This is a genomic window from Herbaspirillum sp. NPDC101397, assembly GCF_044767325.1.
GTDB lineage: Bacteria > Pseudomonadota > Gammaproteobacteria > Burkholderiales > Burkholderiaceae_D > Herbaspirillum.
Map to the genome: position 1 here is coordinate 216,453 of NZ_JBIWNS010000009.1, position 26,570 is coordinate 243,022.

Sequence of the window (26,570 nt, forward strand, 5' to 3'; positions counted from 1 at the left end):
CGCAGATGCTTGATTGAATTCGAAGAGGTGCAAAATTGGCAACGAGTATGATCGATACGAGCAGGATTGAAGCGATGGTGTCCCAGCTGAAGGCTGCTGCTGCGCGCGCTCAGGGAAATGTTGCTCCGGTGGAAAGTATCACCGGCGGCGAAAAACCTGCGTCCAGAGTAGATTTTGCCAGCGTTCTGAAAAATTCGCTCGATGAAGTGAATGCATCGCAAGAAAAATCCAAGAAGATGTCTGAAGCCTTCGCCATGGGCGACGACAACATCAATTTGTCGGATGTGATGATTGCCATGCAAAAATCAAGTATTTCCTTCCAGACCAGTATCCAGGTGCGCAACAAGCTGGTTTCGGCTTATCGCGACATCATGACGATGCAGGTGTGACCGGCATTTTTCCGGCGATTCTTTGCCGTTTATTGTCGGATGAAATAAAAAGAGCTGCCGCGGCAGCTCTTTTTATTGCGCGGCGCATTTTGCGACGCGGGATTACCTGACTTACATCATCCCCGATGCTTTGGCGTTTTGTTCGCGCTCCAGTTTGGTAATGAATCGCTGAACCGCCGCCAGAACGGCGCGGGGGAGATCGACAAACTCGCAGCCGAAGCGATTGACGGTCTTGCCGGAAGTCAGCTTGGCTTCCTTGCAGTCGCGCACCACCAGCTTCACGGTGACGATGGTGTTGTCAGTCATTTCGAGCGAAACGTCTTCGTAAACGCGGCCGACTGTGCTGTCCAGGATCTTCTTTTCATCAGTCAGGCCAACGCCGCCGGCGCTGATATTGTTCAGCAGCGTGACGATCGTGGTGAATGAGCCGTCATCCTGCGTCACGCGGAACGTGCAACGCAAAGGCTTGGCGATCGGCGTGGGAATGCGGAAATATTCGCGGCGCTGCAGGCGCACCAGGCTTTCCGGAATATCGATCTTGAGCGCCGGACGCGATTGGAATTCGCAGTGCTTCGCCCGGTCGACGTTGAACGTGATGCGGATATTGTTGTACAGCGCTTCAAAACCGATGCGGTTGCTTTGCAGGATGCTGAGATTGAGCGAGGCGCTTGGCGCCGCGTCGATGACGACGCTGTTCGCGTCTTCATCGATGTCCAGAATCGACGTGATAATAGACTCTGAGCCACCCTTGATGAGCAGGCTCAGCAGCTGATTGCGTTCCATCATGCTATTCAGCAGGGATACGATTTCCCGGCGCGAATGTACGCGGTACGGGCTGTCGTCTTTAATCTCGTCGTTGTTTGCCATCTGTGCGTCTATGCGTCTCAAATCAAAGGATAGAAGGGTAGACTTATATCCCAAAAGGGCAGTATTTAATCTAACCCCTAATCATACATCACTGCCGTCCAATTGCATATTTTCAATGCGGTACAACCAAGCCAAAAGTTCCGCCACCGCACGATAAAGAGCGGGGGGAATTTGCTGGTCGAGGTCCACCTGCATCAGCAGCGAGACGAGTTCCTTTGATTCGTGCACAAATACGCCGCTTTCCTTGGCGCGCGCGATGATGGCTTCGGCGACCAGGCCGCTGCCTTTGGCGACGACCTTGGGGGCCGCCTGATTGGTATTGTAGGCCAGCGCAACAGCATTCTGGTAGGGCAGCTTAGGCTTGTTCATCCCGTTTCACAATCAAGGAGTCGAGAGAAGAGCCGGCCGCTTCCATGGATTCGGACAGCATGCGGCCGTTGGCGCGCAAGGCCGCTGCGGTGACATCGTTGTCGGTGCGCACCTGCATGTGGATCTGCTGGCCGATAAGTCGTATCGAAGCCGATACCGCCCCCAGATGTTCGAAGTTGAAGCGCACCACGCTGTGCCAGGAGGGCGCGTGTTCGTCTTCCTGGGGGGCTTGCTGCTGCTGGTCAGGGCTATCCCGGTGAATTTCCCATTCCATCTGCTGGCCTGGCCAGACTTCACCATGCCAGACGATGCGTTGTTGCTCCAGCGCATTGAGTTGGAGGTTGATCAACTGCCCCATTTGCGTATTGGCGGGGTCCGTGGTGTTGAGCAGGCTGGCCACTCCGGACTGCGTCTGCTGCGCCAGTTGCGCCAGTTGCGCCTGGGGTTCTTTGAGCAGTTCCGCCATCGGTCGCTTGCCGTCGGCCCATTCGGCCACATGGGACTCGTAAAAAGCGCCGCTCAAGGCGACCGAGTCGCGCAGGGCGTCTGCCAGTTGCGGGGTGTTGCTGGTCGGATTGGCGACCAGCGGGCGGCTCGGCTTGATGGCGCTGGGCAGGTCGCTTTCTTCGGAGGCGTGGAGCAGGGCGTCGACTAGCTTGCCGGCGCTGCTGAGTGAGGTTTTGGTGCTTTCGGGCGCAAGCTGGTTCGGCGCTGCATTCTTGGCGTCGCCCTCGTCGAGCTGATTGTCGCGCGCACCGACGTTGGTGAGGCCTTGCTGAGTCGCCTTGAGCGACTTCATGTCCTTTTCCATCGCCCGGCCGGCAGTGCTCAGCGAGACTTCCGTGCTCTCCTCATCCTCGCCGCGGAAACTTTCGGTCAGCAGGAAAGTAGGGCGCGGATCCTTGCCGACCATGGTCAGCTGGAGTGTGTCGCCGGTGCGCGTGGAGGTCGGCAAGACCATACGCGCAGCAGTATTGGCGATGCGAACGAGATAGCTACCGTCGTTGTAGGTAGAGAGAACTTTGGCCTGCAGTTGCTGGCCGTTGGCGATTTGCGCGAGGCGGCTGAAGGCTTCCTGCTTTGCGTCGGCGACCGAGACTATCGCCGTTGGCGCATCGACGGCGGCTACGGGCTGGACGGTCATCGCTATGTCGGCCCGGGGAATCATTGCTAGCCTCGTTGATTCATGCCGTAGGTATTGGCCAGTTTTCTCTCAGTGCTGGTGCTCTGTATCAGGGACGAGAGTTTTTGCAGGCCTGGTTCAGTGAGCTTGCGGATGTCGCGATCGTCTTCCAGGATTTTTTTCAGGATCTCGATCTTGCGGTCACGCCGGTCGTCGCTGAGCACGACCTGCAGTTCGTTGCGCTTGAGAAAGTCGACGACATGCGCGCAGTCGGCTTCGAGCTTGGTCAGCAATGCCCAGTCTTCCTTGCGTGCTGCGGCCAACATCTGGTCGGTCAGATCGGCAATCGACTCGTAAAGGGAAATGACTTCTGCACCGTCCATGGTGTTTTGCTTTCGGGTGACTGTGAGTGAAGAAAAACGTCGCTTGTCGAGATCAGGCGGCTGCCTGGGAGCTGTCAGCCGCGTTTGGGGTGATCTGTTCCCATGCATCACGCAGCCCGTCGAGCAAGTCATGCACTTCGTGCAGAGTTTCCTGCGAATTTTCGATATTTGCCGAAAGCAGGCGACGCCCCATGTACTCGTACAGCGCGTCGAGGTTCATGGCGATCTCGCCGCCGACGTTCTTGTTCAGGCTGGCGCGCAATCCGCTCTCGATGATCAGGATGGCCTTGGTGATCGATTCGCCCTTGTTTTTGATGTCGCCGGCCGACATGTATTTCTGGCCCATTGCAATCGCGACCAAGGCACCGTCGAACAGCATGGTGATCAGCTTGTGCGGACTTGCTGCAATAACACCGGTTTCAACACCGATATTCGCATAGGCATTTGCGCCTCGTTGCATGGTTCCGAACATTATCCTCTCCTGTGTTCGCTTAACGATCAGCTGCCGGTTTTAGGCAGATTGGCCAACTGCTGCGTCAGATAGCTTTGCGTAGCCGCCATGCTGGCCAGCGTCAAGTTCAGTGCATTGAACTGATTGGTGTATTGGTCCTGCATATTGGTCAAGCGGGTACTGATGACAGTCTGGCGATCCGTGTTGATCTTCAGGCTGGCCTGCAATCCCTTGGTCTTGGTATCAATAATACCGCCATCAGCGAGGAAGCCGTCGACCAATTTTTGCACGCTGGTCAAAATACCATTGGTTCCGGTAGTCGTACCGTCGGCATTGGTGGTCGCGGTCGACGTGAACAAATTGGCAATGCCCGCAAAATTCTTGGTTGTCGCAGTCGACAATTTGGTCGCATCCAGCGCCAGCGTGCCGTCTTTTTGGAAGCCGATGCCGATGTCGGTCAGCGAACTGATGCCGCTGCCCCCTGGGACGTTGCCAAGCAATGCACTGCGCAACTGGGTCAGGATGCTTTGTACCGAGCTCTCGCTAGCCAGTGGTGAGGAGGTGCCGGCCTGGCCGAGCGTGGTCGACGGCGTCTGTTGGGTGAGAGATGTGATGGACTTTGCAAGCGCGTTGTACGCGGAGACGAAGGTGGTCGCGGTGGACGTCACGCCAGTCGTGTCGTTGGAGATGGTCAACGAGAAATTATCCGCCGCCGTGGTGACTTTGGTCAGATTCAGCGTCACACCAGAAATCGCGTCCGTGACGGTGTTCGATGCGCTCGTGACGGCGGTTCCGTCAATGCTCAGTTTCGCATCCTGGGCAGCTTGCAGTTGCCCCATGGTGCTGCCGGACAGGTTGGAAAAGTCGCCGGTACCGGTCAGTGACACCGGGCTGGTCGCACCGGTGCCGGACGGCGTCAGGACCAGATGGTCTTGCGTACCGTCATTGGTAATGCTGGCAGTAACGCCCGCATTGGCGGTGTTGATCGCGTCGCGCACGTCCTGCAAAGTCTTGCCCGCACCGGACAAGGCGACATTAGTGGTCGTATTGCCGACTTTCAGCGTCAGCGCGCCTGTGCCAGCGTCATAAGTCTGGCCAGGGGTGACGCCCGGCGAGGAATACTTGCCGCTCGGGTCGAAGGCAAGCGCGGCATAGCTGCCGGTGCCGCTGACGCGAATCGAATTGGCGGAACCGCTGTCCTTGGCAGTGAGAACCAGATGGGCAGCTGTGCCATCGCTGACGATGGTGGCGCTCACGCCTGCATCGCTAGCATTGATGGCGTCGCGTACGCCGGCCAATGTATTGGTCGCCGGTTTGATGATGGCGGTCGAGCCGGTGCCCGTCTTGATTGCAAGAATGCCGGTGTCGAACGCATAACCCGCAGCAAAACCGGTAGATGTGATTTTTTGCGCTTGCGCCAATTGCGATACCGACACGGAATAGGTGCCTGAAGCTGCCGCAGTTGCATCGCGTGGTGCCTGGATTTGAGTCACGGTGCTCGGATTCGAGCTCGAGGGATCGTAAGCCAGGCCGGCAAGGCTATTGTTTGCCTGCACTTTGATGGTGTTGGCGGTACCTGCAGTGTTCGATTCCATGACCAGGTGATCGCCGGTGCCGTCAGTCACGATGCTGGCGGTGACGCCTGCCTTGGAGGCATTAATTGCATCACGAACGCCGGCCAGGGTGGCGTTTGCCTGCAGAGTGACGAAGGTCGGTGGATTGGTGCCGATCTTGATCGCTATCGAGTCGCCGGCAGTGAACTGTTGCGAGCTGGAGTAGCCCGCCGACTGGATCTTTTGCGCAAGGATCTTGGTGGAGTTGTCGGTATTTACGTCGGCCGTGAACGGATCAGTCGTCAGCGGTGTGCCTGTGCCGCTATTGGACACGCTGGATTTTTGCGCGGCGAAGCTTGCTGCAGTCAGCGCCTTCAAGGCGCTTTGATATGTGGAAACAGCGTTCTTCAGATTGCCGTAGGCGGAAATCAGGCTGTTGTAGCTACTGGCTTGCGAGGTGAGCGGATCAAGAACCTTTGCCTCGGCGCCCATCAGTTTGGAAACGAGGGTCGCTACGTCGAGGGGACCGGCCGAGGTCGAGATTGTCCCGGTAGAGGTGGCCATGCTATCTCCTGAATTCTATGCGTTGAACGCAAAACACGATGCTGAAATCAGACAAGAGTGATAAAGCTGGCTGGCTTCACATCAATTGAGTGTCAACTCTTGATGGGGTTCTGATGACATGCAACAGAAAAATGAAATCTGTTATGAACTATCGGGGCGAAATATACCATGCGCAAAATGTTGCGCTTGCGCATGAATATTAAAAATGCTCCAACAGTTCGTAGCAGACTTACGCCTTGTGATTGATCAACAAACCTTGCATCTTATCAATCGACTTTGCGATAGCAACGGCTTCTTCGGTAGGAATCTGGCGAATGACGACGTCAGTTGCCGTATCAACAACCTTCACAATCGTTTTGCCGGTTTCCTGATCACGCGAAAAATTGAGATCCGATGCGTTCTTGCTTGCAAAGTCATTCAATTTATCGACGGCATCGGCCACATCGCTTTCGGTGGAACGCTGCGCTTGCGGGGTTGCTGCAGGCGCAACTGTCGATACCACTGGATCTGGTTTGGTGTTGGACGGCTGCACCGGCACGTACGAACCGGAGTCACCTGCAGCTGTGATATTAAGCGGGGAAATCGACATGTTTTTACTCCTTCATCAAGGAATATGCGGAGAATATCTACATATTCTCCGCATATTATCCTACATGGCTCTTAAGACTACTTCAACAGAGACAGGACGCTTTGCGGTGCGGAGTTCGCCTGCGAGAGCATCGCCGTACCTGCTTGTTGCAGAATTTGCGCACGTGTGAGGTTTGCAGTTTCTGCCGCGTAGTCTGTATCCATGATACGGCTGCGCGAGGCGGTGATGTTTTCGCTCGAAATCTGCAAGTTGCTGATGACGGCGCTGAAGCGGTTTTGGACCGCACCGAACTCGGCGCGCTTGGACGAGATCAGGTTGATCGCGTTGTCCAGGTTCTTGATCGCTTTTTGTGCATCGCTTTGTGCCGATGGATCGGCGATTGCCTTGTCCAGCGACAGCTTGGCGCTGTCGATAGCGCTTTGCAGAGTCACAGCCGAAGCTGCCAGTGCTGTTGCTGTCAGTGTCGAACCTGTCGAGAACAAGCTGTCCAGAGCAGCCTTGGCCGAAGTGTAAGTCACTTGAGCAGCATCAACCGAAGTTGTCGTGCCCAGACCAATCAGACCCTTGGCGCTGGTACCGATGACGTTAGCCATGGTCTTGTCGTTGGACAAGTCGGACAGCGAAATGCTGATTTGGTCGTTCAGTTTGTTGTCGGTAACGTTGGCGCCGACTTGGAAAGTCAGTGTCAGGGAAGCCGAAACGTTGGCGCTGTCGGAACCTGTACCAGCGCTTGCACCGGAACCAATACCTGTGAACAGGTTTTGACCGTTGAAGTTTGTACCGTTCAGAACGCGGAAAGTTTCGTCCGACAGTTGCTTGTATTCGTCGTTCAGGGTCTTGCGATCCTGAGCGCTGTTCGAGCCGTTGGAAGCTTGAACCGCCAGTTCGCGCATACGTTGCAGGTTGTCGGTAACTGTGCTCAGTGCGCCTTCAGCGGTTTGAGCCAGGGAGATACCGTCGTTGGCGTTACGTTGCGCAACTGCCAGGCCTTTGACCTGAGCATTCATGCGGTCGGCAATTGCCAAGCCTGCAGCGTCGTCCTTTGCGCTGTTGACGCGCAGACCGGAAGACAAACGTTGAATCGAAGTGTTCAACGACGATTGCGACATGTTGAGGTTGCGTTGCGTGTTAAGCGACGCAATATTGGTATTAATGACTGATGCCATGTTAATTCTCCTAAGATTTGAGGCCGATAAATCCGAGTTTCAGTGCTTAACTTTGGTTTTTACCTAAAGCCTCAGGCGTTCAAACCGCTGTTGTTAGCTATATCGGACGGTATCGGAAAAAGTTTAATGTTTATCGCAAAAAAATTTTTCCAATGCTGTCCGACCTAAAACTGCGTGCTTCTATACGTCAAGCAAATCTTATTTCGACGCTATTTAAGAAAACTTTAGTAGGTATTCTTGAAAAGTTCCGTTTTGAGGCGTAGAAAGGTGGCGAGGGGGCTTTCAGCGGACTTTTTTGCAACTTGCCGCATAGGGTGAATGCGGCAAGTATTTGATTACGCTGTCCTTTTTTTCTTTTCTTGTGCCAGGATTGCGAGCTCCGAAGCTACTTTGCTGATAACCGCAGGCCAGTCGTTGCGAGTTGGCTGGCGGAACAAGCGCATGCTCGGATACCACGGCGAATCCTCCCGGTCGTTCAGCCAGCGCCAGTCGGGCGTATGGGCCAGCAACGTCCAGGTTGGCCGGCCGAGCGCGCCGGCCAGATGGACCACAGAAGTGTCGACGCTGATGATCAGGTCAAGATTGGCCATCACCGCGGCCGTATCGGCAAAGTCATTAAGGGCATCGCCTATATTGTACACAGGCAATTCTTTAGGGAGCTTGGCCAACTCAGATGTGACAAGTCCTTTCTGGATGGAAAAGAACTGGACACCGGACGTATTAAATAGAGGAGCGAAGGTCTCAAGTGGAATGGAACGTTTCCGGTCATTGCCATGCTCCGGATTACCGGCCCAGACGAAGCCGACGCGCAGGTCGCCGGTATTGTCTGCGAACATGTCCATTTTGTCTTTCCAGCGCTTGATGTCCTGCGGATCGGCAGATAAATAGAACGGATAGGAAGGGATGTCTTCGACGCGATCGGTACCGAGCGCGTGCGGCAGGCTCATCAGCACGTAAGCGTAGTCGCACTTGGGCAGAGGATCGTTCTCACGCACCAGTGTCACCTGATCGGACACGCTGCGGAACAGGCGGGCCAACGGATCCTTGACGTGCAGCGCCACACGGGCGCCTTGTTCCAGCAACTTGTGGACGTAGCGTACGAACTGAATGCTGTCGCCGAAGCCTTGTTCGTGCATCAGCAGAATGTATTTGCCCTGGAGCGAAGACTTGCCATCCCATTTCGGGATCAGTTCGAAAAGCTTGTGGATCAATTTATAGACGTGGCGACGCTCTTTGACTTCCAGTCTGCTCTCATGATTGGCCCAGCCATCCTTCAGGTCGCCTGCCAGAAGTTGTCCAAGTGCAAGATTGTGCTGGGCGGTCAAATAATTGGGTTTGAGCGCGAGTGCATCTTTGAAATATTGCAGTGAGGACACCGTCTCACCGTAATCGTACATCGTCGCGCCGATATTGTTGTGCGTCAACGGGTGTTTCGGATCGACTTCAAGTGCCTTATGGAACAGCGCCATGGCTTCTTCATAGCGATCTTGGTGGGAAAACAGGCTTGAGGCGAGTTTCGTATAACTGTTGGGATCTTTGGGGGCCAGTTCGATGATGCGCTGGTAATGCTCGTTGGCCTTGTCGTATTCCTTTAGTTTGATATAGGTGTCGGCGATCTTGGTCTGCGCGTAGATGTCGGTCGGATCCAGCAGCAAGGACGTCTTATGGCTTTCCAGTGCATCCTTGAGCATGTCCATTTCCTGGAGAGCGATGCCCAGATTGGTGTGTGCCGGCGCGAAATTTATTTGCAACTGCAGTGACTTGAACAGTACGTTGATCGCTTCCTTATATTGCTTTGCATCAATCAGTGCCTTGCCAAGGTGGGACAGCGGTCCGGGCGCCTCAGGATTGCGTCTGACGGCATCCTCGAAATAGGCGATCGAAGCATCCGGATCGTTCTTTTCATGCAGGGCGTTGGCGAGGCCGATACGCGCGTCTTTATTCTCGCTGTTGAGTTTGATGGCTTCCTCGTACAGCGCGATCGAATCGTCGATCCGGTCTTGCTTGAGGACGGAGGTGGCCAAGTTTGCAATATATTCCGAATTGGTCGGATCTGCCGCCACCGCTTTGCGCAAGGCGGCTTCTGCGCCGATGAAGTCGTTCTCATGCATGGCGACCAGGCCCCATGCATGGTTGGCATAGACCAGATTTGGCGCGCGTTTGAGCACTTGGGCACACAGCTCTTTTGCTGCGTCGACTTTGTGATCATCCAGCAAGTTTAAGCATTCTCTTACGGCCAGGAGATCCTTGATGTTGGGTTGAGCGCTCTTGTTGGCGGGCTTGTTGCTGCTACGCGTTGACATTGTGGTTCCTTACCGGATTGAGTAATGGTGCTGCTTTGCGAGCGGAAAAGCTATTTTTGCAATGCTTTGCCCGGTCGCAGTTAGCTATCGGTATCATATGATGCAATTCTGCTTTCGATCTGGCAAACAGACGTAAAAAAAGCCCGCGATTTAGCGGGCTTTAGTTTGGGTGGGGTCCGAGGCGAAATCAATTCCAGCTGCGCAGCAAGCCGACGGCCAAGCCTTCCAGGGCGAAGTTTTCCTCTTCGGATGAGACCTTGATCACCTTGAAGTCGGGATTTTCAGGCAGCAACTCGATCAGCGAGCCGGTCTTGCGATAGCGCTTGACCGTGACGTCATCGCCGATTCGCGCCACCACGATCTGGCCATTGCGCGCCTGATCGGCCTTTTTTACCGCGAGCAGATCGCCGTCCAGAATGCCGGCGTCGCGCATCGACATGCCGCGCACCTTCAGCAAGTAGTCCGGCTTGGCCGAAAACAGCGCCGGGTCGACGTTGTAATTGCTCTCAATATGTTCTTGCGCCAGGATCGGCGAGCCGGCAGCGACGCGGCCGACCAGCGGCAGCGACAGCTGCATGAGTGCAGGGTGGGGCAGCGCCATCTGGCGGCCAGGATTGGTAATCGATCCATCTCGCAGGCGGATTCCGCGCGAGGTGCCCGGAGAAATTTCGATGGCGCCTTTGCGCGCCAGCGCCTGCAGATGCTCTTCGGCGGCATTGGCGGAGCGGAAGCCCAGCTCATTGGCGATTTCTGCTCGTGTAGGCGGGAAGCCGGTGTTTTCGATGGCGTCTTTGATCAGATTCAGAATCTGTTCCTGGCGAGCGGTCAGTTTGAGCATGTCGGCTTTCGGGGAAGTTATGCTGGTTGCATAAACAGTCTGTATTTTTATACAGTTATAAAGCAGTGTCAATCTGCAATATTGAAATCATGTCATCGACCGTTTTCCGATCTGTGGGCGCTGTTCCACGGCAAATGCCTGAAAGTATTGAGGTTTTGGGCGTTCTGGTATATGATTGCGGGCTTTCCTCTTCCCACACTCGTCTTGACGCCGAGGTGGGCGATTTGTTAATCAGTCCATAAAGGAGTCTACATGCGTCATTATGAAATCGTATTTATCGTCCATCCGGACCAAAGCGAGCAAGTTCCAGCGATGATCGAGCGTTACAAAGGCATCGTTACTGCACGCGGCGGCAAGATTCACCGTGTCGAAGATTGGGGCCGCCGTCAATTGGCGTACCAAATCCAAAAACTGGCAAAAGCACACTATGTTTGCCTGAATATCGAAGTTGACGGCGAAACTCTGGCCGAAATCGAAACCGGCTTCAAGTTCAACGATGCAGTGTTGCGTCACCTGACAGTCAAGATGAAGAAGGCCGAAACCGGTCCTTCGCCAATCCTGAAGGCTGTCCAGAAGGAAGACGCAGTAAAGAGCAATCGCGCAGAAGCACCAGCGGCTTAATTGCTGACATTGCGATAGAAAAGCATCAGGGAGCGTGAATCACTTTCAGTTTGTTGCCACCATCGCCGAGCGTGACGTCATACGTTACACCCCGGCAGGCATCCCGGTAGTGACTGCGAAGTTGCAGCACCAATCGGAGCAGACGGAAGCGGGCATCAAGAGGTTGGTCGAGTTTGAAATCACTGCATTCGCTGCAGGCGAAATTTCAGGTCGGCTTAACCGGGCCGGTCTCGGCGAGATGCTCAAGTTCAGCGGTTTCATGGCGCGCAGGAATCGCAACAGCAAAAGCATCGTGTTTCACATCGTTGATTTTGAATCTGTAGTTTAGAACCACTCAATTTTAGATATCAGGAGCCGCAAAATGGCATTCGGTAAAAAGTTCGATAAAAGCAAGTTGAAGCAAAAACGCCAACAGCAAAACCCGCTGTTCAAGCGTAAAAAATTCTGCCGTTTCACAGCCGCAGGTGTTGAGCAAGTCGATTACAAAGACGTCGACACTCTGAAGGATTTCGTGCAAGAAAACGGCAAGATCATGCCAGCACGTCTGACCGGCACCAAGGCACACTATCAGCGTCAAGTTGACACAGCGATCAAGCGCGCACGCTACCTCGCGTTGCTGCCATACACAGATCTGCACAACGCGTAATTGACGACGAGATATAGGAGAAAAACATGCAAGTCATTCTGTTGGAAAAAGTCGTTAATCTCGGTGGTCTGGGCGAAGTCGTCCGCGTCAAGGACGGTTACGCACGTAACTTCCTGATCCCGCAACGCATGGCGCGCCGCGCCACAACAGCCGCTATCGCTGAATTCGAAGCGAAGCGCGCCGAGTTGGAAAAAGCCGCCGCTGAAAAGCTGGCAGCAGCACAAGCCCAAGGCGAAAAACTGGCCGGCTTGACAGTCAAGATCACCCAGAAGTCCGGCGTTGACGGTCGTCTGTTCGGTTCCGTGACCAACTTTGACATCGCTGACGCGCTGACAAAGCAAGGTTTCCCGGTCGAAAAGGCGCAAGTTCGTCTGCCACAAGGTCCTCTGAAGATCGTTGGCGATCACGCTGTGTCGGTTGCTCTGCACACCGACGTCGTGGTTGACGTGACTGTTGCTGTTGCGGGCGACCACGCGTAATTCATTACGCCAAGTCGTTCCATCTGTTTTGATAAAGAAGCCGGGTTCGCCTGGCTTTTTTATTTTTCCGGTCCCGTACATCATGCCGGGACCGGTGCAAGTCTGACCGTAGTTTGTAAAACCGCCGGCTAATCTGCCTCCGCACCTGTAGCGACTACTCTTAGCAGGTATAATGCGCGCCATGAACGCATCTCCCGATCCGCAACTAGAATCCCTGCGCGTCCCGCCGCACTCCATCGAAGCCGAACAATCCGTCCTTGGCGGTTTGATGCTTGATAATGCTGCGTGGGATCGTATTGCCGACTTCGTCAGCGCAGAAGATTTTTATCGCTACGATCATCGCATCATCTTCCAGCACATCGTTAAGCTGATCAACGAAAGCAAGCCGGCCGACGTGATCACCGTCTACGAGGCAATGTCCACCAGCGGCAAGGCCGAAGAAGTGGGCGGCCTGAGCTATCTCAACGCGCTGGCGCAAAACACGCCTTCTGCGGCGAATATCCGTCGCTACGCCGAAATCGTGCGCGACCGCGGCATCCTGCGCAAGCTGATCACGGTGTCGGATGAGATTTCAGGCGACGCTTTCCACCCCCAAGGCAAGAACGTCAAGCAGATGCTCGACGAGGCCGAATCCAAGATTTTCGCGATCGCGGAAGAGGGCTCGCGCGGCTCGCAAGGCTTCCTGTCGATTCAGCCGCTGCTGACCCAGGTGGTCGAGCGCATCGACGAACTGTACAACCGCGACAGCACCAGCGACATCACCGGCGTGCCGACCGGCTTCATCGATCTCGACAAGATGACTTCCGGCTTGCAGCCGGGCGATCTGATCATCGTGGCCGGCCGTCCTTCGATGGGTAAAACTGCGTTTTCCATCAACATCGGTGAAAACGTTGCCATCGACAGCGGCCTGCCGGTTGCCGTGTTCTCGATGGAAATGGGCGGCGCCCAGCTGGCCATGCGTATGCTGGGCTCGGTCGGCCGTCTCGACCAGCATCGCCTGCGCACCGGCCGCCTGATCGACGAAGACTGGCCGCGCCTGACGCACGCGATTCAGAAGATGAACGACGCGCAGTTCTACATCGATGAAACACCGGCCTTGAGTCCAATCGAATTGCGCGCGCGCTCGCGTCGCCTGGCGCGCCAATGCGGCAAGCTCGGTCTGATTATCATCGACTACTTGCAACTGATGTCAGGCAACGGCGGCGGCAACAGCGGCGAAAACCGCGCCTCTGAAATTTCCGAAATTTCGCGGAGCCTGAAGGGCCTCGCCAAGGAACTCAATTGCCCGGTGATCGCCTTGTCGCAGCTGAACCGCGCGCTGGAGCAACGTCCCAACAAGCGTCCCGTGATGTCCGACTTGCGCGAATCCGGCGCCATCGAGCAGGATGCCGACGTGATTTTGTTCATTTACCGTGACGAAGTTTACAATCCCGATTCACCGGACAAAGGCACCGCCGAAATCATCATCGGCAAGCAGCGTAACGGTCCGATCGGCAGTATCCGCCTTGCGTTCCTGGGGCAATTTACCAAGTACGACAACTATGTCGGCAGTCTGGCGTCGCCTTACGGCGGCGACTGACGCGGCGAAGTTCATCGCTCAGCCCCGGGCTGCGCGGACAATGCAGGCCGCCTCCCTGGCGGCTCATGTTGTGTAAGTGAAGCATTAATTATTCATAAGAGAGTGGAACATGTTTGGACGCCTGATGCCCACCGAGGGCAAGTTTTTTGATCTGTTCAACCAGCACGCAGAGCTGGGTGTGAAATGCGCCAAGGAAATGGTCGCATTGATGACCAATTTCGACGACCTGGAAATTCGCGTGCATGCGATCGAGACCCTGGAAAAGCAGGCGGACAAAGTCACTCACAACACCATCGAGCTGTTGCACAAGACCTTTATCACACCACTGGACCGTGATGACATCCATCAACTGATCACCCGCATGGACGACATCCTCGACCTGCTGGAAGATGGCGCGCAAACCATTTCGCTGTATGACATCAAGGCCATCACGCCGGAAGCCAAGCGCCTCGCCGAACTGTGCCTGGCCTGTGCCGAGAAGGTGAAAGCAGCCGTCGGCCTGCTGCACAACATGGATAACTCGCGCCAGATCCTCGCCATCTGCGAAGAGATCGACCGCTTCGAATCGGATGCCGACCATGTCATGCGCGCCGCCATGTCCAAACTGTTCCGCGATGAGCCTGATGTGCGCAACCTGATCAAGCTAAAAGCCATCTACGAAATCCTGGAAACCGTTACCGATCGTTGCGAAGACGTCGCCAACATCATTGAAGGCATCATCGTCGAAAATGCCTGACCTTCGCCATTGACTGCGCCGGCGCTCGACACTGGCGCCGTCACGGTGCGATGTTGCCGCTGCTTCTCAAGATAACGGTTTATCCATGCATACAGTTCAAATTAGTTTTCACATTCTTGCCTTGCTGATTGTCCTGGCGCTGCTGTTCGATTTCATGAACGGTTTCCACGACGCTGCAAATGCCATTGCGACGGTGGTGTCCACCGGCGTGTTGCGTCCGCAAACGGCGGTGGCGATGGCGGCGTTCTTCAATCTGGCCGCGGTGTTTGTTTTTCATCAACTGCACGTTGCCGCTTCGGTGGGCAAGGGCACGATTGATCCCGCCGTGGTGGACCACGTGGTGGTGTTCGGCGCCTTGATCGGTGCGATTTTCTGGAATCTCGTGACCTGGTACTACGGCATCCCGTCGTCGTCGTCGCATGCCCTGATCGGCGGCCTGGTAGGCGCTGCGGTCGCCAAGGCCGGCACCGGTTCGCTGGTGGCTTCAGGCCTGATCAAGATCGTCATCTTCATCGTGCTGTCGCCGCTGCTGGGCTTCATCCTGGGATCCATCATGATGTTGCTTGTGTCGTGGATCTTCGTGCGCTCGACGCCGCGCAAGGTTGACGGATGGTTCCGCCGCGCCCAGTTGGTGTCGGCATCGATGTACAGTCTCGGCCATGGCGGCAATGATGCGCAGAAGACCATCGGTATCATCTGGATGCTGTTGATTGCATCGGGCAATTCCGGAGCCGACAATCCGCCGATGTGGGTGATCATCAGCTGCTATTGCGCCATCAGCCTGGGCACACTGTTTGGCGGCTGGCGCATCGTCAAGACCATGGGCCAGAAGATCACCAAGCTCAAGCCGGTAGGCGGCTTCTGCGCCGAAACAGGTGGTGCGATCACGCTGTTCATCGCCACCGCAATGGGTGTGCCGGTCTCGACCACGCACACCATCACCGGCGCGATCGTCGGTGTCGGCGCATCGCACAAGATGTCGGCGGTGCGCTGGGGCGTTGCGGGCAATATCGTATGGGCCTGGATCTTCACGATTCCGGCATCGGCGTTCGTCGCGGCGATCGCCTGGTGGATCGGCATGCACATCCTGTAAGCGGACGTCTCTGCGGACAATAAAAAAGCCACCTCGCGGTGGCTTTTTTATTTGCTGCATGCTTCTGCTCCGATGCTGCCTTACAGGACATCGCTGGCGTGATCCGCCAGACGCGAACGCTCGCCGCGCGCCAGCGTGACGTGGCCGCTGTGCGACCAGCCCTTGAAGCGGTCAACGACGTAGGTCAGGCCGCTGGAACCTTCGGTCAGGTAAGGCGTGTCGATCTGCGCGATGTTGCCGAGGCAGACGATCTTGGTGCCCGGACCTGCACGGGTGACCAGGGTCTTCATCTGTTTCGGCGTCAGGTTCTGCGCTTCGTCGATGATCAGGAATTTGTTGACGAAGGTGCGACCGCGCATGAAGTTCAGCGACTTGATCTTGATGCGCGAGCGGATCAGGTCTTGCGTTGCCGCACGGCCCCATTCGCCGGCGTCGCCGTCGGACTTGTTCAACACTTCCAGGTTATCGTCGAAGGCGCCCATCCACGGCCCCATCTTCTCTTCTTCAGTACCGGGCAGGAAACCAATATCTTCGCCCACCGGCACGGTGACGCGGGTGACGATGATTTCGTTGTAGTTCTTGGTTTCCAGTACTTGCGCCAGACCGGCCGCCAGGGCGAGCAGGGTCTTGCCGGTACCGGCCTGACCGAGCAGCGTGACGAAGTCGCACTCCGGATTCATCAGCAGGTTCAGCGCGAAGTTTTGCTCACGGTTGCGCGCCGTGATGCCCCACACGCTGTTCTTGGTGTGACCGTAGTCGCGCAGCGTCTGCAGGACCGCAGTCTTGCCGTTGATTTGCGTGACCTGGCCGTAGAAGGCCGGTTCGCCGTTCTTCGGTTCGATAAAGACGAACTGGTTCATCAGCATGGAGGGCACGTGCGGACCGGTCACACGGTAATAGGTGTAGCTGGTGCCGTGCTTGTTTTCCTGCCACGACTCCATGCCCTTGCCGTGCTTGTTCCAGAAGTCGTCCGGCAGTTGCTGGATACCCGAATACAGCAGGTCGGTATCTTCCAGCACATGGTCGTTGAAGTAATCTTCCGCCGGCAAACCGATGGCGCGCGCCTTGATGCGCATGTTGATGTCTTTCGACACCAGCACGACCGGACGGTCCGGGTATTGCTGGTCAAGCGCACGCACCACGCCGAGAATCTGATTGTCGGCCTTGCCTTCCGGCAGGCCATCGGGCAGCTTGGCGTTCTGCAGCTTGGTCTGGAAGAACAGGCGGCCCTTGGCGTCCTTGTTGCCCAGCTTGGACAGCGGGATGCCGAGGTCGATGGCGTCTTCAGCGATGTCGCTGACCAGCGCATCAAGCGAGCGTGAAATCTGGCGTGCGTTGCGGGCGACTTCCGACATGCCCTTCTTGTGGTTGTCGAGTTCTTCCAGCGTGATCATCGGCAGATAGATATCGTGTTCCTCGAAGCGGAACAGCGAGGTCGGATCATGCATGAGCACATTGGTGTCGAGCACGAACAGTTTCGACACGCCGAGCTTGTCGGCGATGCGACTGGTGGTCGACTTGGCGCGCGATTCCAGCACTTTGGGTGTGGCCACACGCGGTTTCTCGGCCGGGCTCTTGCCGGTGATCTTGGCTTGCGGCTGCAGTGGCTGCTGCGCCTTGGCGACCGGAGCAGCAATGGAGGCAACCGGGGCAATCGGTGCAGCAGGTTCTACCAATGCGATATGGGGTTTGACGGTTTTACCGCGTTCGGCCTTCGGATAATCTTTGGGCGCCAATAAGGCAGCTGGTTTACTCGGCAGTTTGGGCAGGGGCATCAGAACCTCGGTAGTGAAGGGAAGAAAAATGCCGCTTTGTCAGAGCGTACAGGTCTTGCTGGAGGTGCAACAACGAACGACTGCCGCTAATAAAACCCTTCTTGGTACAGGCATGCGTCGCCGACGGACGCAGGAAAAGAGGAAGGAGGGCTTGATTAGTGGAAGAGGGGAAGGCGGCGGACAAGGCAATGCTGCGCGTACCGTCGGTACAGGTGTAGCGTGTTGCCGGTGCTTTCTCCGCAGCGCAAATTCGCAAAGTAAAAAAGCCGTTTTGGCAGGTTCGGGACCTGATCCAAAAACGGCTTCCAAAAAACGGTTTTCTATTTGAATTCAAAGGCTTATCTAAATTGACCGCAACTTTCGGCTGGCGGCTGCAACATGACTCTTGAGATCGATCTTGCTGCCGCTCGGGAAAACGTATGTCGTCGTGGGACTAACGTTTCTTAAGCAATTGTCTTCACAAAACTGAGCACCTCGTCGACATGCGATGGCACTTTTACTCCACGCCATTCTTTCACCAATGTGCCCGATCCGTCAATCACAAACGTACTGCGTTCGACGCCGCGGACTTTCTTGCCATACATGTTCTTCATTTTCATGACGTCGAACATGATGCACAGCGTTTCGTCAGGATCGGAAATCAGTTCAAAGGGCATGTCCAGCTTGGCCTTGAAACCTTCGTGCGACTTCAGGCTATCGCGGCTGATGCCGAAGATTTCCGTATTGTGCTTCTGGAATTCCGGATAGCTTTCGCGGAACTGGATGCCCTCGGTGGTACAGCCCGGCGTATTGTCTTTTGGATAAAAGTACAGCACCAGCTTCTTGCCTTTGTAATCCGACAGCGAGAAGGTTTTGCCGCTGGTCATCGCAGCGGAAAATTCCGGCACGGTCTTGTTCAGTATGGATGGTGTGTCGTCAGTCAAAATGGCGTCCCGAGGTAAGTGTTGGTGTTGTGTCGTCGAGAATCGTGCGATGTCGCGTGTCTGTCTTGCGCATGTCGCTTATGCGGCCTGCAGAATCATGTCGCCGGAACGTCCCGGCAACTCGCCCCATGCGATAGGCAGAATCGGCAGGACATCGTATTTCACGGTCTGGTAGTACTCGCCCATCGACACCAGATCGTAGCCTTGGGCGCGCCAGCCGAGCAGCAATTGCTCAAAGATGGGGGCAAGTTTCTGCCCTTCAAGCTCGGCATGCAAGGTAAAGACATGGTCGCGACGTTGTTCGGTCAGTCGCAACAGCATAGCGGCGACATTTGACGTATCCATGACAACGCCGTTGATGGTGCGGCCGAGCAGCTCGTCGAGCGTCGGCAGCGTGGTCGGCAATTGCACGCACGACAAAGGCTTGCCTCCGGAAGCGAGGCGATGCGGACCGGCGTCGAGATCCTGCAGCGAACCGTCTTCGTTGAGCAGCGCGCGACCGTCCGAGGAATAGGCGATGCCGAACTCATCGAGCTGGGCAAAGGCGTAGTCGTTCATTTGCCAGCCGGCGGCGCCGTGCGTCACCGGCGTATGGCCGAAGATGTCGTGGAAGCGCGCATAAGAACGCTGCATGGTCTCGCGCGTCCAGGCCGCATCGCGCGTGCGCACGTGGTCTTGCCAGACGCGGTGATCCCAGGTGTGGATGCCGCATTCGAAGCCGGCGTCGCGCACCGCGCGCATGTAGTTTGCACAGGTCTTGCCGATGTCCGGCGCCGGCAGCAGCGTGCCGTACATCAGCGTTTTGATGCCGTAGTGTTCGACCACTGACGTGCGAGACACCTTGCTGAAGAAGCCGGGGCGGAATACTTGCTTGAGCGCCCAGCCGGTGTGATCGGGCCCGAGCGAAAACAGGAAGGTCGCATTGGCGTCATGACGCAGCAGTTGGCGGACCAGATTGGGCACGCCTTCGCGGGTGCCGCGATAGGTGTCGGCGTCGATTTTGAGAGTGATCTGGGGCAAGGTTGCTTGCTTTCTTGAGGGGAGGGCGGTGGCGTCAACGGTCATGCTGCTGCGACGGCGACGCGCGCGATCCGGTTGCCTGATGACCAAATTGTGGCACGAAAGGCGCGACGAATAAACCCATTTTGAGGATTCATTCGTATTTTCCTGAGCGTTTCCGTGACGAGGCGATTGCCGATATGCTTATTCCAGCACAAAAAAAATCCGCCCGAGGGCGGATTGGTTTGGTGCGCCTGACGATGATCAGTCAACCAGTGCGCGGGCCTCCGCAACCTGGCCGCGATACGCGTCAAAAATATTGCGCAGCGTGTCGGCCATGGTGAAGGTCGGCTTCCAGTTCAGCTCTTCACAGGTGTTGGTGATCTTCGGCACGCGGTTCTGCACGTCCTGATAACCCTTGCCGTAGTAGGCGGTGGACGTGGTCTCCACCAGTTTGACCTGCTTGGCCGAATCGGCGTATTCCGGATACTCGGTGGCCAGCTTCAACATCATGTCGGCCAGATCCTTGATCGAGTAGTTGTTGGTCGGGTTGCCGATGTTGTAGATTTTGCCGGTGGCGATGCCGCCTTCGTTGGCGATGATTTTCATCAGCGCATCGATGCCGTCGTCGATGTAGGTGAAGGCGCGTTTTTGCTGGCCACCGTCGACCAGCGAGATGTTTTCACCGCGCACGATGTGACCGAAGAACTGAGTCACGACGCGTGAGCTGCCTTCTTTCGGTGTATGGATCGAATCCAGACCGGCGCCGATCCAGTTGAACGGACGGAACAGCGTGAAATTCAGGTTGTCTTCCATGCCGTAGCCCCAGATCACGCGATCCATCAGTTGCTTGGAGCAGGAGTAGATCCAGCGCGGCTTGTTGATCGGGCCACAGATCAGTTCGGATTCTTCGGAATCGAATTCGTCGTCATGGCACATGCCATAGACTTCCGAGGTCGACGGGAACACCAGATGCTTGCCGTACTTGGCGGCAGCACGCACGATCGGCAGGTTGGCTTCGAAGTCCAGTTCGAACACGCGCAGCGGCTTGTTGACGTAAGTCGACGGCGTTGCGATGGCGACCAGCGGCAGGATCACGTCGCATTTCTTGACGTGGTACTCGACCCATTCCTTGTTGATGGTGATGTCGCCTTCGAAGAAGTGCATGCGCGACTTGTATTCTTCGTTGTCCAGGATGTCGGTGATGCGATCGGTCATCATGTCCATGCCATAGACGTGCCAGTCAGTGGTTTCCAGGATGCGCTTGGACAGATGGTGGCCGATGAAGCCGTTGACGCCGAGAATGAGGACTTTTTTCATAATAATTGGACGGCTTAGACAGCCATGTATTTCAGATAATTGTTAAGAGAGACGTCCTGATCGTTGATCTGGATGCCCAGGATTTGCAGATAGTTGCCGTCGCCGCAGCGAGCGTAGAGGCGGCCGCCTTCAAAGAACTTGTCTTGCGTGCCGTGCGACCTCTCCAGCGTGGGGCGGGCGGAAGCCGGCACCAATCGCGTTCTCACCAGCGTGATTTTATCACCTGCGATTTCCTCGAAGGCGCCGGGATAGGGTGGCGCGACAGTGCGAACCAGATTATGCACGTATTGGGCAGGCTTTTTCCAGTCGATCCGGCCGTCTTCCGGCTTGCGGCCGCCGAAGTAGCTACCCTTGGTGAGGTCGTTGGGCAGCTTTGGCGTTCGTCCGGCCAGCATCAGCGGCAGCACTCGCCACAGGGTTTGCTCGGCGGCAACCACGACCTTGCCGAAAACCTCGAAAGCGGTGTCGTCAGGCAGGATCGGTACGGCAGTTTGCGCGACGATGGCGCCGGCATCCGGCTTGGCGGCCATTTCATGCAGTGTGGCGCCGGTTTCGGTTTCGCCGTGCAGCACCGCCCAGTTGATCGGCACGCGGCCACGGTACTTCGGCAGCAGCGAGCCATGCATGTTGTAGGCGCCGTGCTTGGCCAGCGCCAGCAGGTTGACCGGCAGCATGTGGCGATAATAGAAACTGAAGATGAAGTCCGGCTGTGCAGCCTGTACCTGCGTGAGCAGTTGCGGCGACTTCGGATCTTCCGGCGTGATGTACGGGATGCCGTATTCGCGGCAAACGCCGGCGACCGAACTGAACCAGATGTTTTCGGTGGCGCTGTCTTCGTGCGTCACCACCAGCGCCACCTTCACACCGCGCGCCAGCAGCACTTTCAGGCAGCGTACGCCGACGTCGTGATAGGCAAAGACGACTGCGTTCATGAGCTCTGCTTATCCTGCTCGTAAGACTGTTCGAGCACGGCCTGGACCACATAACGTGGACGTGCGCGCACCTGCAGGTAGATGCGGCCGATGTATTCGCCCAGCAAACCGATGCCGAACAGGATCACGCCGATCAGGAAGAAGGTGATCGCAAACAGTGTGAAGACGCCTTGCACTTCGGCGCCGAGGATGAAGCGGCGGATCACCATCAGGATGAACAGTGCCGCCGAGGCGAACGACAGGCCGATGCCGAGCAGCGAAAAGAATTGCAGCGGCACCAGCGAGAAGCCGGTGACCAGGTCGAAATTCAGGCGGATCAGGCTATACAGCGAATACTTCGATTCGCCGGCGGCGCGTTCTTCATGCTCGACGATGATCTCCGTCGGTTTGCGTGCAAAGGTGTACGCCAGCGCCGGTACGAAGGTATTGACTTCGCGGCATTGGTTGATCAGGTCGATGACGTTGCGGCCGTAGGCGCGCAGCATGTTGCCCTGATCGGTCATTTTGATGTGGGTGATCTTTTCACGCAGACGGTTCATGGCCTTGGAGGCCAAGGTGCGCCACGCCGAATCCTGGCGCTGGCGGCGGATCGAGCCGACGTAATCGTAGCCCTCGCGAATCTTGGCCACCAGATTGCCGATTTCTTCCGGCGGGTTTTGCAGGTCGGCGTCAAGCGTGATGACGATGTCGCCGCGAGTGGCGTCGAACCCGGCCAGGATCGCCATGTGCTGGCCGTAATTGCCGTTGAACAGCACCACGCGGGTAACGTCCGGACGCAGGCGATACTGATCGGCCAGGATGGCGGCCGACTTGTCGCGGCTGCCGTCGTTGACGTAAATGATTTCGTAGGGCATGCCAAGGGCGTCCAGCGCCGGGTAGAGGCGGTCGAACAGTTTGGCGAGGCCGGATTCCTCGTTATAGACGGGAATGACGACGGAAATTTCTGGTTTCATCAAAGCCTGGAATGAAAAATTGCTGTACTGAAAGCGTTACTGTAAACCATGCAATGCAAGCCGCATACCATGCGCCGGCTTGCTGCCGGTAAGGGCAATCATGCCGCCGGAGTTGCCTGGCGGACATGGATGCACCCGGTCAACTTATGCGAGCACGGATTTTACCGCGCCGACTGCGCGCTCGACATCTTCTTTACTCATTGCAGTAAACATCGGCAGCGACACGATCAGGCGACCGACGCGCTCGGCGATCGGGAACATGCCTTCGCGGAAGCCGCGGTCGCGGTACAGCTTGAGCAGGTGGATAGGCGGGTAGTGATAGCCGATGCCGATCTGGCGCTCCATCATCTTTTCCATGAAAGCGGCGCGCGTGATGCGCTCGGGCAAGACCAGCTGGAACATGTGCCAGTTGGAGTTCTCGAAGTCGGCCACCGGCAATTGGGCGCCGCTTTGTGCTTCGAAATCAGGGCCGAATACCTCGAAGTAATGCTTCGCCAGGCTGCGGCGCTTTTCGGTGATCGCGTCGATATGGGCAAACTGGCCCAGGCCGATCGCGGCTGCGATGTCGGTCATGTTGAACTTGCCGCCCAGCACGTCGACTTCGAGGCCGTCGAAGCCGCTGCGGGTGACGCCTTGCAGGCGGTATTTTTCCGCCAGGCGCGCTTCGTCGGCATTGTTGACGACCAGGCAACCGCCTTCGGAGCTCGTCACGTTCTTGTTGGCCTGGAAGCTGAACGAGACAAAGTCGCCGAACGCGCCGATACGTTTGCCTTTCCAGGTGGAACCGAGCGCCTGGGCGGCGTCTTCGATCACGCGCAGGTTGTGCTTTTTGGCGATCGCGTACAGGCGGTCCATGTCGACCGGCAGGCCCGACAGGTAGACCGGGATCACGGCCTTGGTGCGCGGCGTGATGGCGGCTTCGAGTTTGTCGAGGTCGATGTTGCGGGTGATTGGGTCGATGTCGGCGAAGACAGGCGTGGCGCCGGTTTCGATGATGACATTGGCGGTGGCGACCCAGGAAATCGGCGTCGTGATGACTTCATCGCCGGCGCCGATGCCGGCGATGCGCAGCGCGATTTCCATGGTGCAGGTGCCGGAATTGAAGGTGCGCACGATGCGGCCGTCCAGATAGTCGGACAGGGCCTTCTCAAATGCCTGGACCTTGGGGCCGCTGGTGATCCAGCCGGAACGCAGAACGTCGGCGACGGCGGCGATGGTGGGTTCGTCTATGGTCGGTTTGGAGAACGGCAGGAATGGCTGAGTCATGGGTTGCTCGCAATAATCTGGGGTAGTGAATTCAGTCGGCTGCACCGGCGATCATGTCGCCTGCACGCAAGCCGCATATTGTAAATCAGCCAAGTCGGTGCATTCGGCTTGTTATCAGCTTCTTGTCAGCAGGATAACGCCGACGATGATCACGCCGATGGCCAGCAGGCGCTGCGCCGATACCACTTCGCCGAGAAAATACCAGGCGCCGACGGCATTGATGATGTAACCCAGCGACAGCAGCGGATAAGCGATCGTCACGTCCACGCGCGACAGGCCGATGATCCATACGCCGACAGAAATGACATAGCAGGTCAGGCCGCCGATGATTGGCAATTGCGTAGCCAGCTTGATGCCGGTGGAGAACCAGTTCTCCGCCGTCAGATGGATCGCGCCGACGGCATTGGTGCCGGCCTTGAGCAGCAATTGCGCGACGGCGTTGAGGCAGATGCCGACGAAGATGAAGCCGAAGGTGGTGAGGTTCATGGCGCGGCCTTCGGGTTCTTCTCAATGACATCAGGATTATTCGCCACGATCACACGGCGCGGATCCTGGCCGATCATGCGCATCGGAACGCCGCGTTGCTTCAGGTCGGCATAGACCGAGGGATCGATGATGGCGATATCCTTCTTGCCGGCGGCGTGGTCGGCGACCCATTGCGCCACGAAGGCGTCAATGGTCGGCAGCCAGAGTTGCGGTTCCTGCTTCAGGCCGAATTCCATCTCATCGGCATGGCGCACCAACGTCATCGTACGTTGCAGATAGAAGGGCAGGGCTTGCTCGTAACGGCCGACCAGGTATATCGGGGTTTCCGGCGTCAGTTCAGCCTGCAGCGCGGGAACGTAATCGATACCGGCCGAATAGCGACCCTGCGGATCGTGACCCAACATCAGCAATTGGCCGCTGACAAAGGTCGCTGCCGCCAGGAACACGACTGCCAGGTCTTTTTGCGAGCGGGCAAAACGGATCGCCAGCACCGCACCGACAAAGGCGATGATGGTCGCGGCATAAATCCACGGCACGTGGGCGGTCACCAGCGGCAGCGAGTAAGCATCCTTGGCCAGCGAGGGCACGCGCGGGATGAAGGCCATCGCGATGGCGCAAGGCACGGCGACCACCGAGGCCGACCAGACGATCGCCTTGAACGATGCACGCTCCAGGTAGCTGCCGATCAGCAGCGCCAGCGTCGGGAAGATCGGCAGGATGTAGGACGGCAGCTTCGAGCCGGAAATGCTGAAGAACACGAAGATGAACACTGACCAGATCAGCAGCATCTTGCGCGGCTGGAATTTGCCGTTGGTCAGGCTGTTGAAGCTGCTGCTCCCTTGGTCTTCGCGCAACCCATGCAGCAGGCTTTGCACGAATACGCCCAGCCACGGCAGGATGCCCAGCAGCAAAATCGGGATGAAGTAGTACCACGGACCGGTGCGGCTGTGGATCTTGGTCGTGAAGCGCTGGAAGTGTTCGTGGATAAAGAAGAATTGCGGGAATTCCGGATTTTTCAGCGACACCAGCACGAACCACGGCGTGGTGATGGCGAAAAACAGGACCAGCCCCTTGATCAGATGCAGCCGTTTCCAGATCGCCCAGTCGCGCGAAAAGATCGTGTACAGCACCAGCACCGCGCCCGGCAGCACGATGCCGATCAGTCCCTTGGACAGGACCGCCAGCGCCATGCCGGCCCAGCACAGCAGCATCCAGTTGCGCTGTTCATCGCGATTGGCGTCGTTGCGTTGCGCCAGCAGCAGGGCGCAGACGCTCAGCGTCATCATCCCGGCCAGGCCCATGTCCAGCGAGTTGATGTGACCCATGCCGGCCCAGAAGAAGCTGGAAGCCAGCACCAAGGGGGCGTAGAAGGCTACGCGCGCGTTGAACACGCGACGGCCGGTGTAGGCGACAAGGCCGATGCCGAACAGGCCGCACAGGCCGGTCCACAGGCGCGCCTGCCATTCACCGAGACCGAACAGTTCGAAGGTGACGGCATTCATCCAGGTTTGCAGCGGCGGCTTTTCGAAATACTTGATGCCGTTCAGGCGAGTCGTGATCCAGTCCTGGGTCGCGACCATTTCACGCGCCATTTCTGCGTAGCGGCCTTCGTCGGTCGGCACCAGGGTGCGCGCGCCAAGCATGTAGAACCAGATCAGCAGGAAGAAGATAAGCAGCGTCCAGACGAACGCTTTGGATTTGTACAAGTCGCGCATCGCGGCGAGGTCCTTAAGCTGGTTTTTGTTCGAGAATCAATGCCAGCGCCACTTTGCGGCCTTCTGCCATGAGAATGTTGTACGTGCGGCAAGCTGCCTGGTTGTCCATGCACTCGACGCCGATGCGGCGCGCGGTCAGGACCGCCGTCAGCTTGGGATGGACAAAACGCTGGCGCGCGCCGGTGCCGAGGATCACGACATCGGGCTGGGTAGCATCGATCTGGTCGAAATGTTCGGCGGTCAATGCGTCGAACGAGGTCACCGGCCAGGGCGCCGGCGGGGTTTCCGGCAGTACGATCAGGCTTTGCTCGAAGCGGATCGCATTGAGCTCGACGCCGGTATCGTCGTAGGAGGAAACGGTCTGATATTGCTGGGTTTCTGTGGAATGAAGCTTCATGGCGCGCAGTGCCGAAATGCCGCCGGCGGTGGGTCGGACCGGGCTATTTTCGGCA

Annotated in this window: 28 protein-coding genes; 8 read left to right on the forward strand and 20 right to left on the reverse strand. The window is 57.0% G+C overall.

Translation table 11 applies throughout. From position 1 onward, the window contains the following. Nucleotides 1-47: 47 nt before the first annotated feature. The gene (fliE, locus tag ACIROW_RS21470; RefSeq protein ID WP_402278695.1) at nucleotides 48-389 is read left to right on the forward strand and encodes a flagellar hook-basal body complex protein FliE; all 342 of its coding nucleotides are present in this window, start codon (nucleotides 48-50) and stop codon (nucleotides 387-389) included. Between the two features lie 111 nt (nucleotides 390-500). On the opposite strand, the gene ACIROW_RS21475 is transcribed toward fliE, so the two are convergent. The 10 genes from ACIROW_RS21475 to lexA all read right to left on the reverse strand — a co-directional run bounded on the left by ACIROW_RS21475 (nucleotide 501) and on the right by lexA (nucleotide 10,595). Continuing rightward, a complete protein-coding gene (locus ACIROW_RS21475; protein ID WP_402278697.1) occupies nucleotides 501-1,256 on the reverse strand; it encodes a flagellar brake protein in 756 nt (251 codons plus the stop codon). Nucleotides 1,257-1,337: 81 nt separating this feature from the next. Further along, nucleotides 1,338-1,625 (reverse strand): EscU/YscU/HrcU family type III secretion system export apparatus switch protein, encoded by a 288-nt coding sequence (locus tag ACIROW_RS21480; RefSeq protein WP_402278699.1) that lies wholly within the window; start codon nucleotides 1,623-1,625, stop codon nucleotides 1,338-1,340. Next, nucleotides 1,612-2,793, reverse strand: a complete 1,182-nt coding sequence (locus ACIROW_RS21485) for a flagellar hook-length control protein FliK (protein ID WP_402278701.1) — start codon at nucleotides 2,791-2,793, stop codon at nucleotides 1,612-1,614. Before ACIROW_RS21485 ends, ACIROW_RS21480 begins: the two co-directional genes overlap by 14 nt. Nucleotides 2,794-2,795: 2 nt before the next feature. Then, nucleotides 2,796-3,131, reverse strand: coding sequence for a flagellar protein FliT (locus ACIROW_RS21490; protein WP_402278703.1), 336 nt, complete (start codon nucleotides 3,129-3,131; stop codon nucleotides 2,796-2,798). Nucleotides 3,132-3,183: 52 nt separating this feature from the next. Then, a complete protein-coding gene (fliS, locus tag ACIROW_RS21495; RefSeq protein ID WP_402278705.1) occupies nucleotides 3,184-3,603 on the reverse strand; it encodes a flagellar export chaperone FliS in 420 nt (139 codons plus the stop codon). 26 nt (nucleotides 3,604-3,629) lie between these two features. Beyond that, complete coding sequence (gene fliD, locus ACIROW_RS21500; RefSeq protein ID WP_402278707.1) at nucleotides 3,630-5,699, reverse strand: flagellar filament capping protein FliD; 2,070 nt, start codon at nucleotides 5,697-5,699, stop codon at nucleotides 3,630-3,632. Between the two features lie 229 nt (nucleotides 5,700-5,928). Continuing rightward, nucleotides 5,929-6,288, reverse strand: a complete 360-nt coding sequence (locus tag ACIROW_RS21505; RefSeq protein WP_402278709.1) for a flagellar protein FlaG — start codon at nucleotides 6,286-6,288, stop codon at nucleotides 5,929-5,931. A gap of 77 nt (nucleotides 6,289-6,365) precedes the next feature. Beyond that, on the reverse strand, nucleotides 6,366-7,454 hold the full coding sequence (locus ACIROW_RS21510; protein ID WP_402278711.1) for a flagellin: 1,089 nt from the start codon (nucleotides 7,452-7,454) through the stop codon (nucleotides 6,366-6,368). Nucleotides 7,455-7,789: 335 nt separating this feature from the next. Further along, the gene (locus tag ACIROW_RS21515) at nucleotides 7,790-9,757 is read right to left on the reverse strand and encodes a tetratricopeptide repeat protein (protein WP_402278713.1); all 1,968 of its coding nucleotides are present in this window, start codon (nucleotides 9,755-9,757) and stop codon (nucleotides 7,790-7,792) included. 187 nt (nucleotides 9,758-9,944) lie between these two features. Next, nucleotides 9,945-10,595: a transcriptional repressor LexA gene (gene lexA, locus ACIROW_RS21520; RefSeq protein WP_402278715.1), complete on the reverse strand. Its 651-nt coding sequence runs from the start codon at nucleotides 10,593-10,595 to the stop codon at nucleotides 9,945-9,947. Nucleotides 10,596-10,847: 252 nt separating this feature from the next. Here lexA and rpsF point away from each other — a divergent pair, with 252 nt between their 5' ends. From rpsF to ACIROW_RS21555, 7 genes are all read left to right on the forward strand, one after another. Then, the gene (gene rpsF, locus ACIROW_RS21525) at nucleotides 10,848-11,216 is read left to right on the forward strand and encodes a 30S ribosomal protein S6 (protein WP_016833918.1); all 369 of its coding nucleotides are present in this window, start codon (nucleotides 10,848-10,850) and stop codon (nucleotides 11,214-11,216) included. Nucleotides 11,217-11,250: 34 nt separating this feature from the next. Continuing rightward, nucleotides 11,251-11,544 carry a primosomal replication protein N gene (gene priB, locus ACIROW_RS21530; protein WP_402278717.1) on the forward strand — a complete coding sequence of 98 codons (294 nt, stop codon included), beginning with the start codon at nucleotides 11,251-11,253 and terminating at the stop codon, nucleotides 11,542-11,544. A 33-nt stretch (nucleotides 11,545-11,577) separates the two neighbouring features. After that, the gene (gene rpsR, locus ACIROW_RS21535; RefSeq protein WP_007882558.1) at nucleotides 11,578-11,862 is read left to right on the forward strand and encodes a 30S ribosomal protein S18; all 285 of its coding nucleotides are present in this window, start codon (nucleotides 11,578-11,580) and stop codon (nucleotides 11,860-11,862) included. A gap of 26 nt (nucleotides 11,863-11,888) precedes the next feature. After that, nucleotides 11,889-12,341, forward strand: coding sequence for a 50S ribosomal protein L9 (gene rplI, locus ACIROW_RS21540; RefSeq protein WP_116435565.1), 453 nt, complete (start codon nucleotides 11,889-11,891; stop codon nucleotides 12,339-12,341). A gap of 172 nt (nucleotides 12,342-12,513) precedes the next feature. Continuing rightward, nucleotides 12,514-13,920 (forward strand): replicative DNA helicase, encoded by a 1,407-nt coding sequence (locus ACIROW_RS21545; protein ID WP_402278720.1) that lies wholly within the window; start codon nucleotides 12,514-12,516, stop codon nucleotides 13,918-13,920. A 109-nt stretch (nucleotides 13,921-14,029) separates the two neighbouring features. Next, the gene (locus tag ACIROW_RS21550) at nucleotides 14,030-14,656 is read left to right on the forward strand and encodes a DUF47 domain-containing protein (protein WP_016833914.1); all 627 of its coding nucleotides are present in this window, start codon (nucleotides 14,030-14,032) and stop codon (nucleotides 14,654-14,656) included. Between the two features lie 85 nt (nucleotides 14,657-14,741). Continuing rightward, nucleotides 14,742-15,749 carry an inorganic phosphate transporter gene (locus tag ACIROW_RS21555; RefSeq protein ID WP_029363364.1) on the forward strand — a complete coding sequence of 336 codons (1,008 nt, stop codon included), beginning with the start codon at nucleotides 14,742-14,744 and terminating at the stop codon, nucleotides 15,747-15,749. 80 nt (nucleotides 15,750-15,829) lie between these two features. On the opposite strand, the gene ACIROW_RS21560 is transcribed toward ACIROW_RS21555, so the two are convergent. The 10 genes from ACIROW_RS21560 to ACIROW_RS21605 all read right to left on the reverse strand — a co-directional run bounded on the left by ACIROW_RS21560 (nucleotide 15,830) and on the right by ACIROW_RS21605 (nucleotide 26,515). Continuing rightward, nucleotides 15,830-17,524: a PhoH family protein gene (locus tag ACIROW_RS21560; RefSeq protein WP_402278723.1), complete on the reverse strand. Its 1,695-nt coding sequence runs from the start codon at nucleotides 17,522-17,524 to the stop codon at nucleotides 15,830-15,832. A 443-nt stretch (nucleotides 17,525-17,967) separates the two neighbouring features. Continuing rightward, nucleotides 17,968-18,447 carry a peroxiredoxin gene (locus ACIROW_RS21565; protein ID WP_255419432.1) on the reverse strand — a complete coding sequence of 160 codons (480 nt, stop codon included), beginning with the start codon at nucleotides 18,445-18,447 and terminating at the stop codon, nucleotides 17,968-17,970. A gap of 78 nt (nucleotides 18,448-18,525) precedes the next feature. Further along, nucleotides 18,526-19,467: a polysaccharide deacetylase family protein gene (locus tag ACIROW_RS21570; protein WP_402278726.1), complete on the reverse strand. Its 942-nt coding sequence runs from the start codon at nucleotides 19,465-19,467 to the stop codon at nucleotides 18,526-18,528. Nucleotides 19,468-19,710: 243 nt separating this feature from the next. After that, a complete protein-coding gene (locus ACIROW_RS21575; protein ID WP_402278728.1) occupies nucleotides 19,711-20,766 on the reverse strand; it encodes a bifunctional UDP-4-keto-pentose/UDP-xylose synthase in 1,056 nt (351 codons plus the stop codon). A gap of 14 nt (nucleotides 20,767-20,780) precedes the next feature. Next, nucleotides 20,781-21,698, reverse strand: coding sequence for a formyltransferase (locus ACIROW_RS21580; protein WP_402278730.1), 918 nt, complete (start codon nucleotides 21,696-21,698; stop codon nucleotides 20,781-20,783). Next, the gene (locus tag ACIROW_RS21585) at nucleotides 21,695-22,651 is read right to left on the reverse strand and encodes a glycosyltransferase (protein ID WP_402278732.1); all 957 of its coding nucleotides are present in this window, start codon (nucleotides 22,649-22,651) and stop codon (nucleotides 21,695-21,697) included. The genes ACIROW_RS21580 and ACIROW_RS21585 overlap by 4 nt, the downstream gene beginning before the upstream one ends. A 144-nt stretch (nucleotides 22,652-22,795) precedes the next feature. After that, nucleotides 22,796-23,917: a DegT/DnrJ/EryC1/StrS family aminotransferase gene (locus tag ACIROW_RS21590; RefSeq protein WP_402278734.1), complete on the reverse strand. Its 1,122-nt coding sequence runs from the start codon at nucleotides 23,915-23,917 to the stop codon at nucleotides 22,796-22,798. 114 nt (nucleotides 23,918-24,031) lie between these two features. Beyond that, on the reverse strand, nucleotides 24,032-24,403 hold the full coding sequence (locus ACIROW_RS21595; RefSeq protein ID WP_053197238.1) for an EamA family transporter: 372 nt from the start codon (nucleotides 24,401-24,403) through the stop codon (nucleotides 24,032-24,034). Next, nucleotides 24,400-26,118, reverse strand: a complete 1,719-nt coding sequence (locus ACIROW_RS21600) for a glycosyltransferase family 39 protein (RefSeq protein WP_402278737.1) — start codon at nucleotides 26,116-26,118, stop codon at nucleotides 24,400-24,402. The genes ACIROW_RS21595 and ACIROW_RS21600 overlap by 4 nt, the downstream gene beginning before the upstream one ends. Before the next feature lie 13 nt (nucleotides 26,119-26,131). Then, nucleotides 26,132-26,515, reverse strand: coding sequence for an Mth938-like domain-containing protein (locus ACIROW_RS21605; RefSeq protein WP_402278739.1), 384 nt, complete (start codon nucleotides 26,513-26,515; stop codon nucleotides 26,132-26,134). Nucleotides 26,516-26,570: the final 55 nt, after the last annotated feature.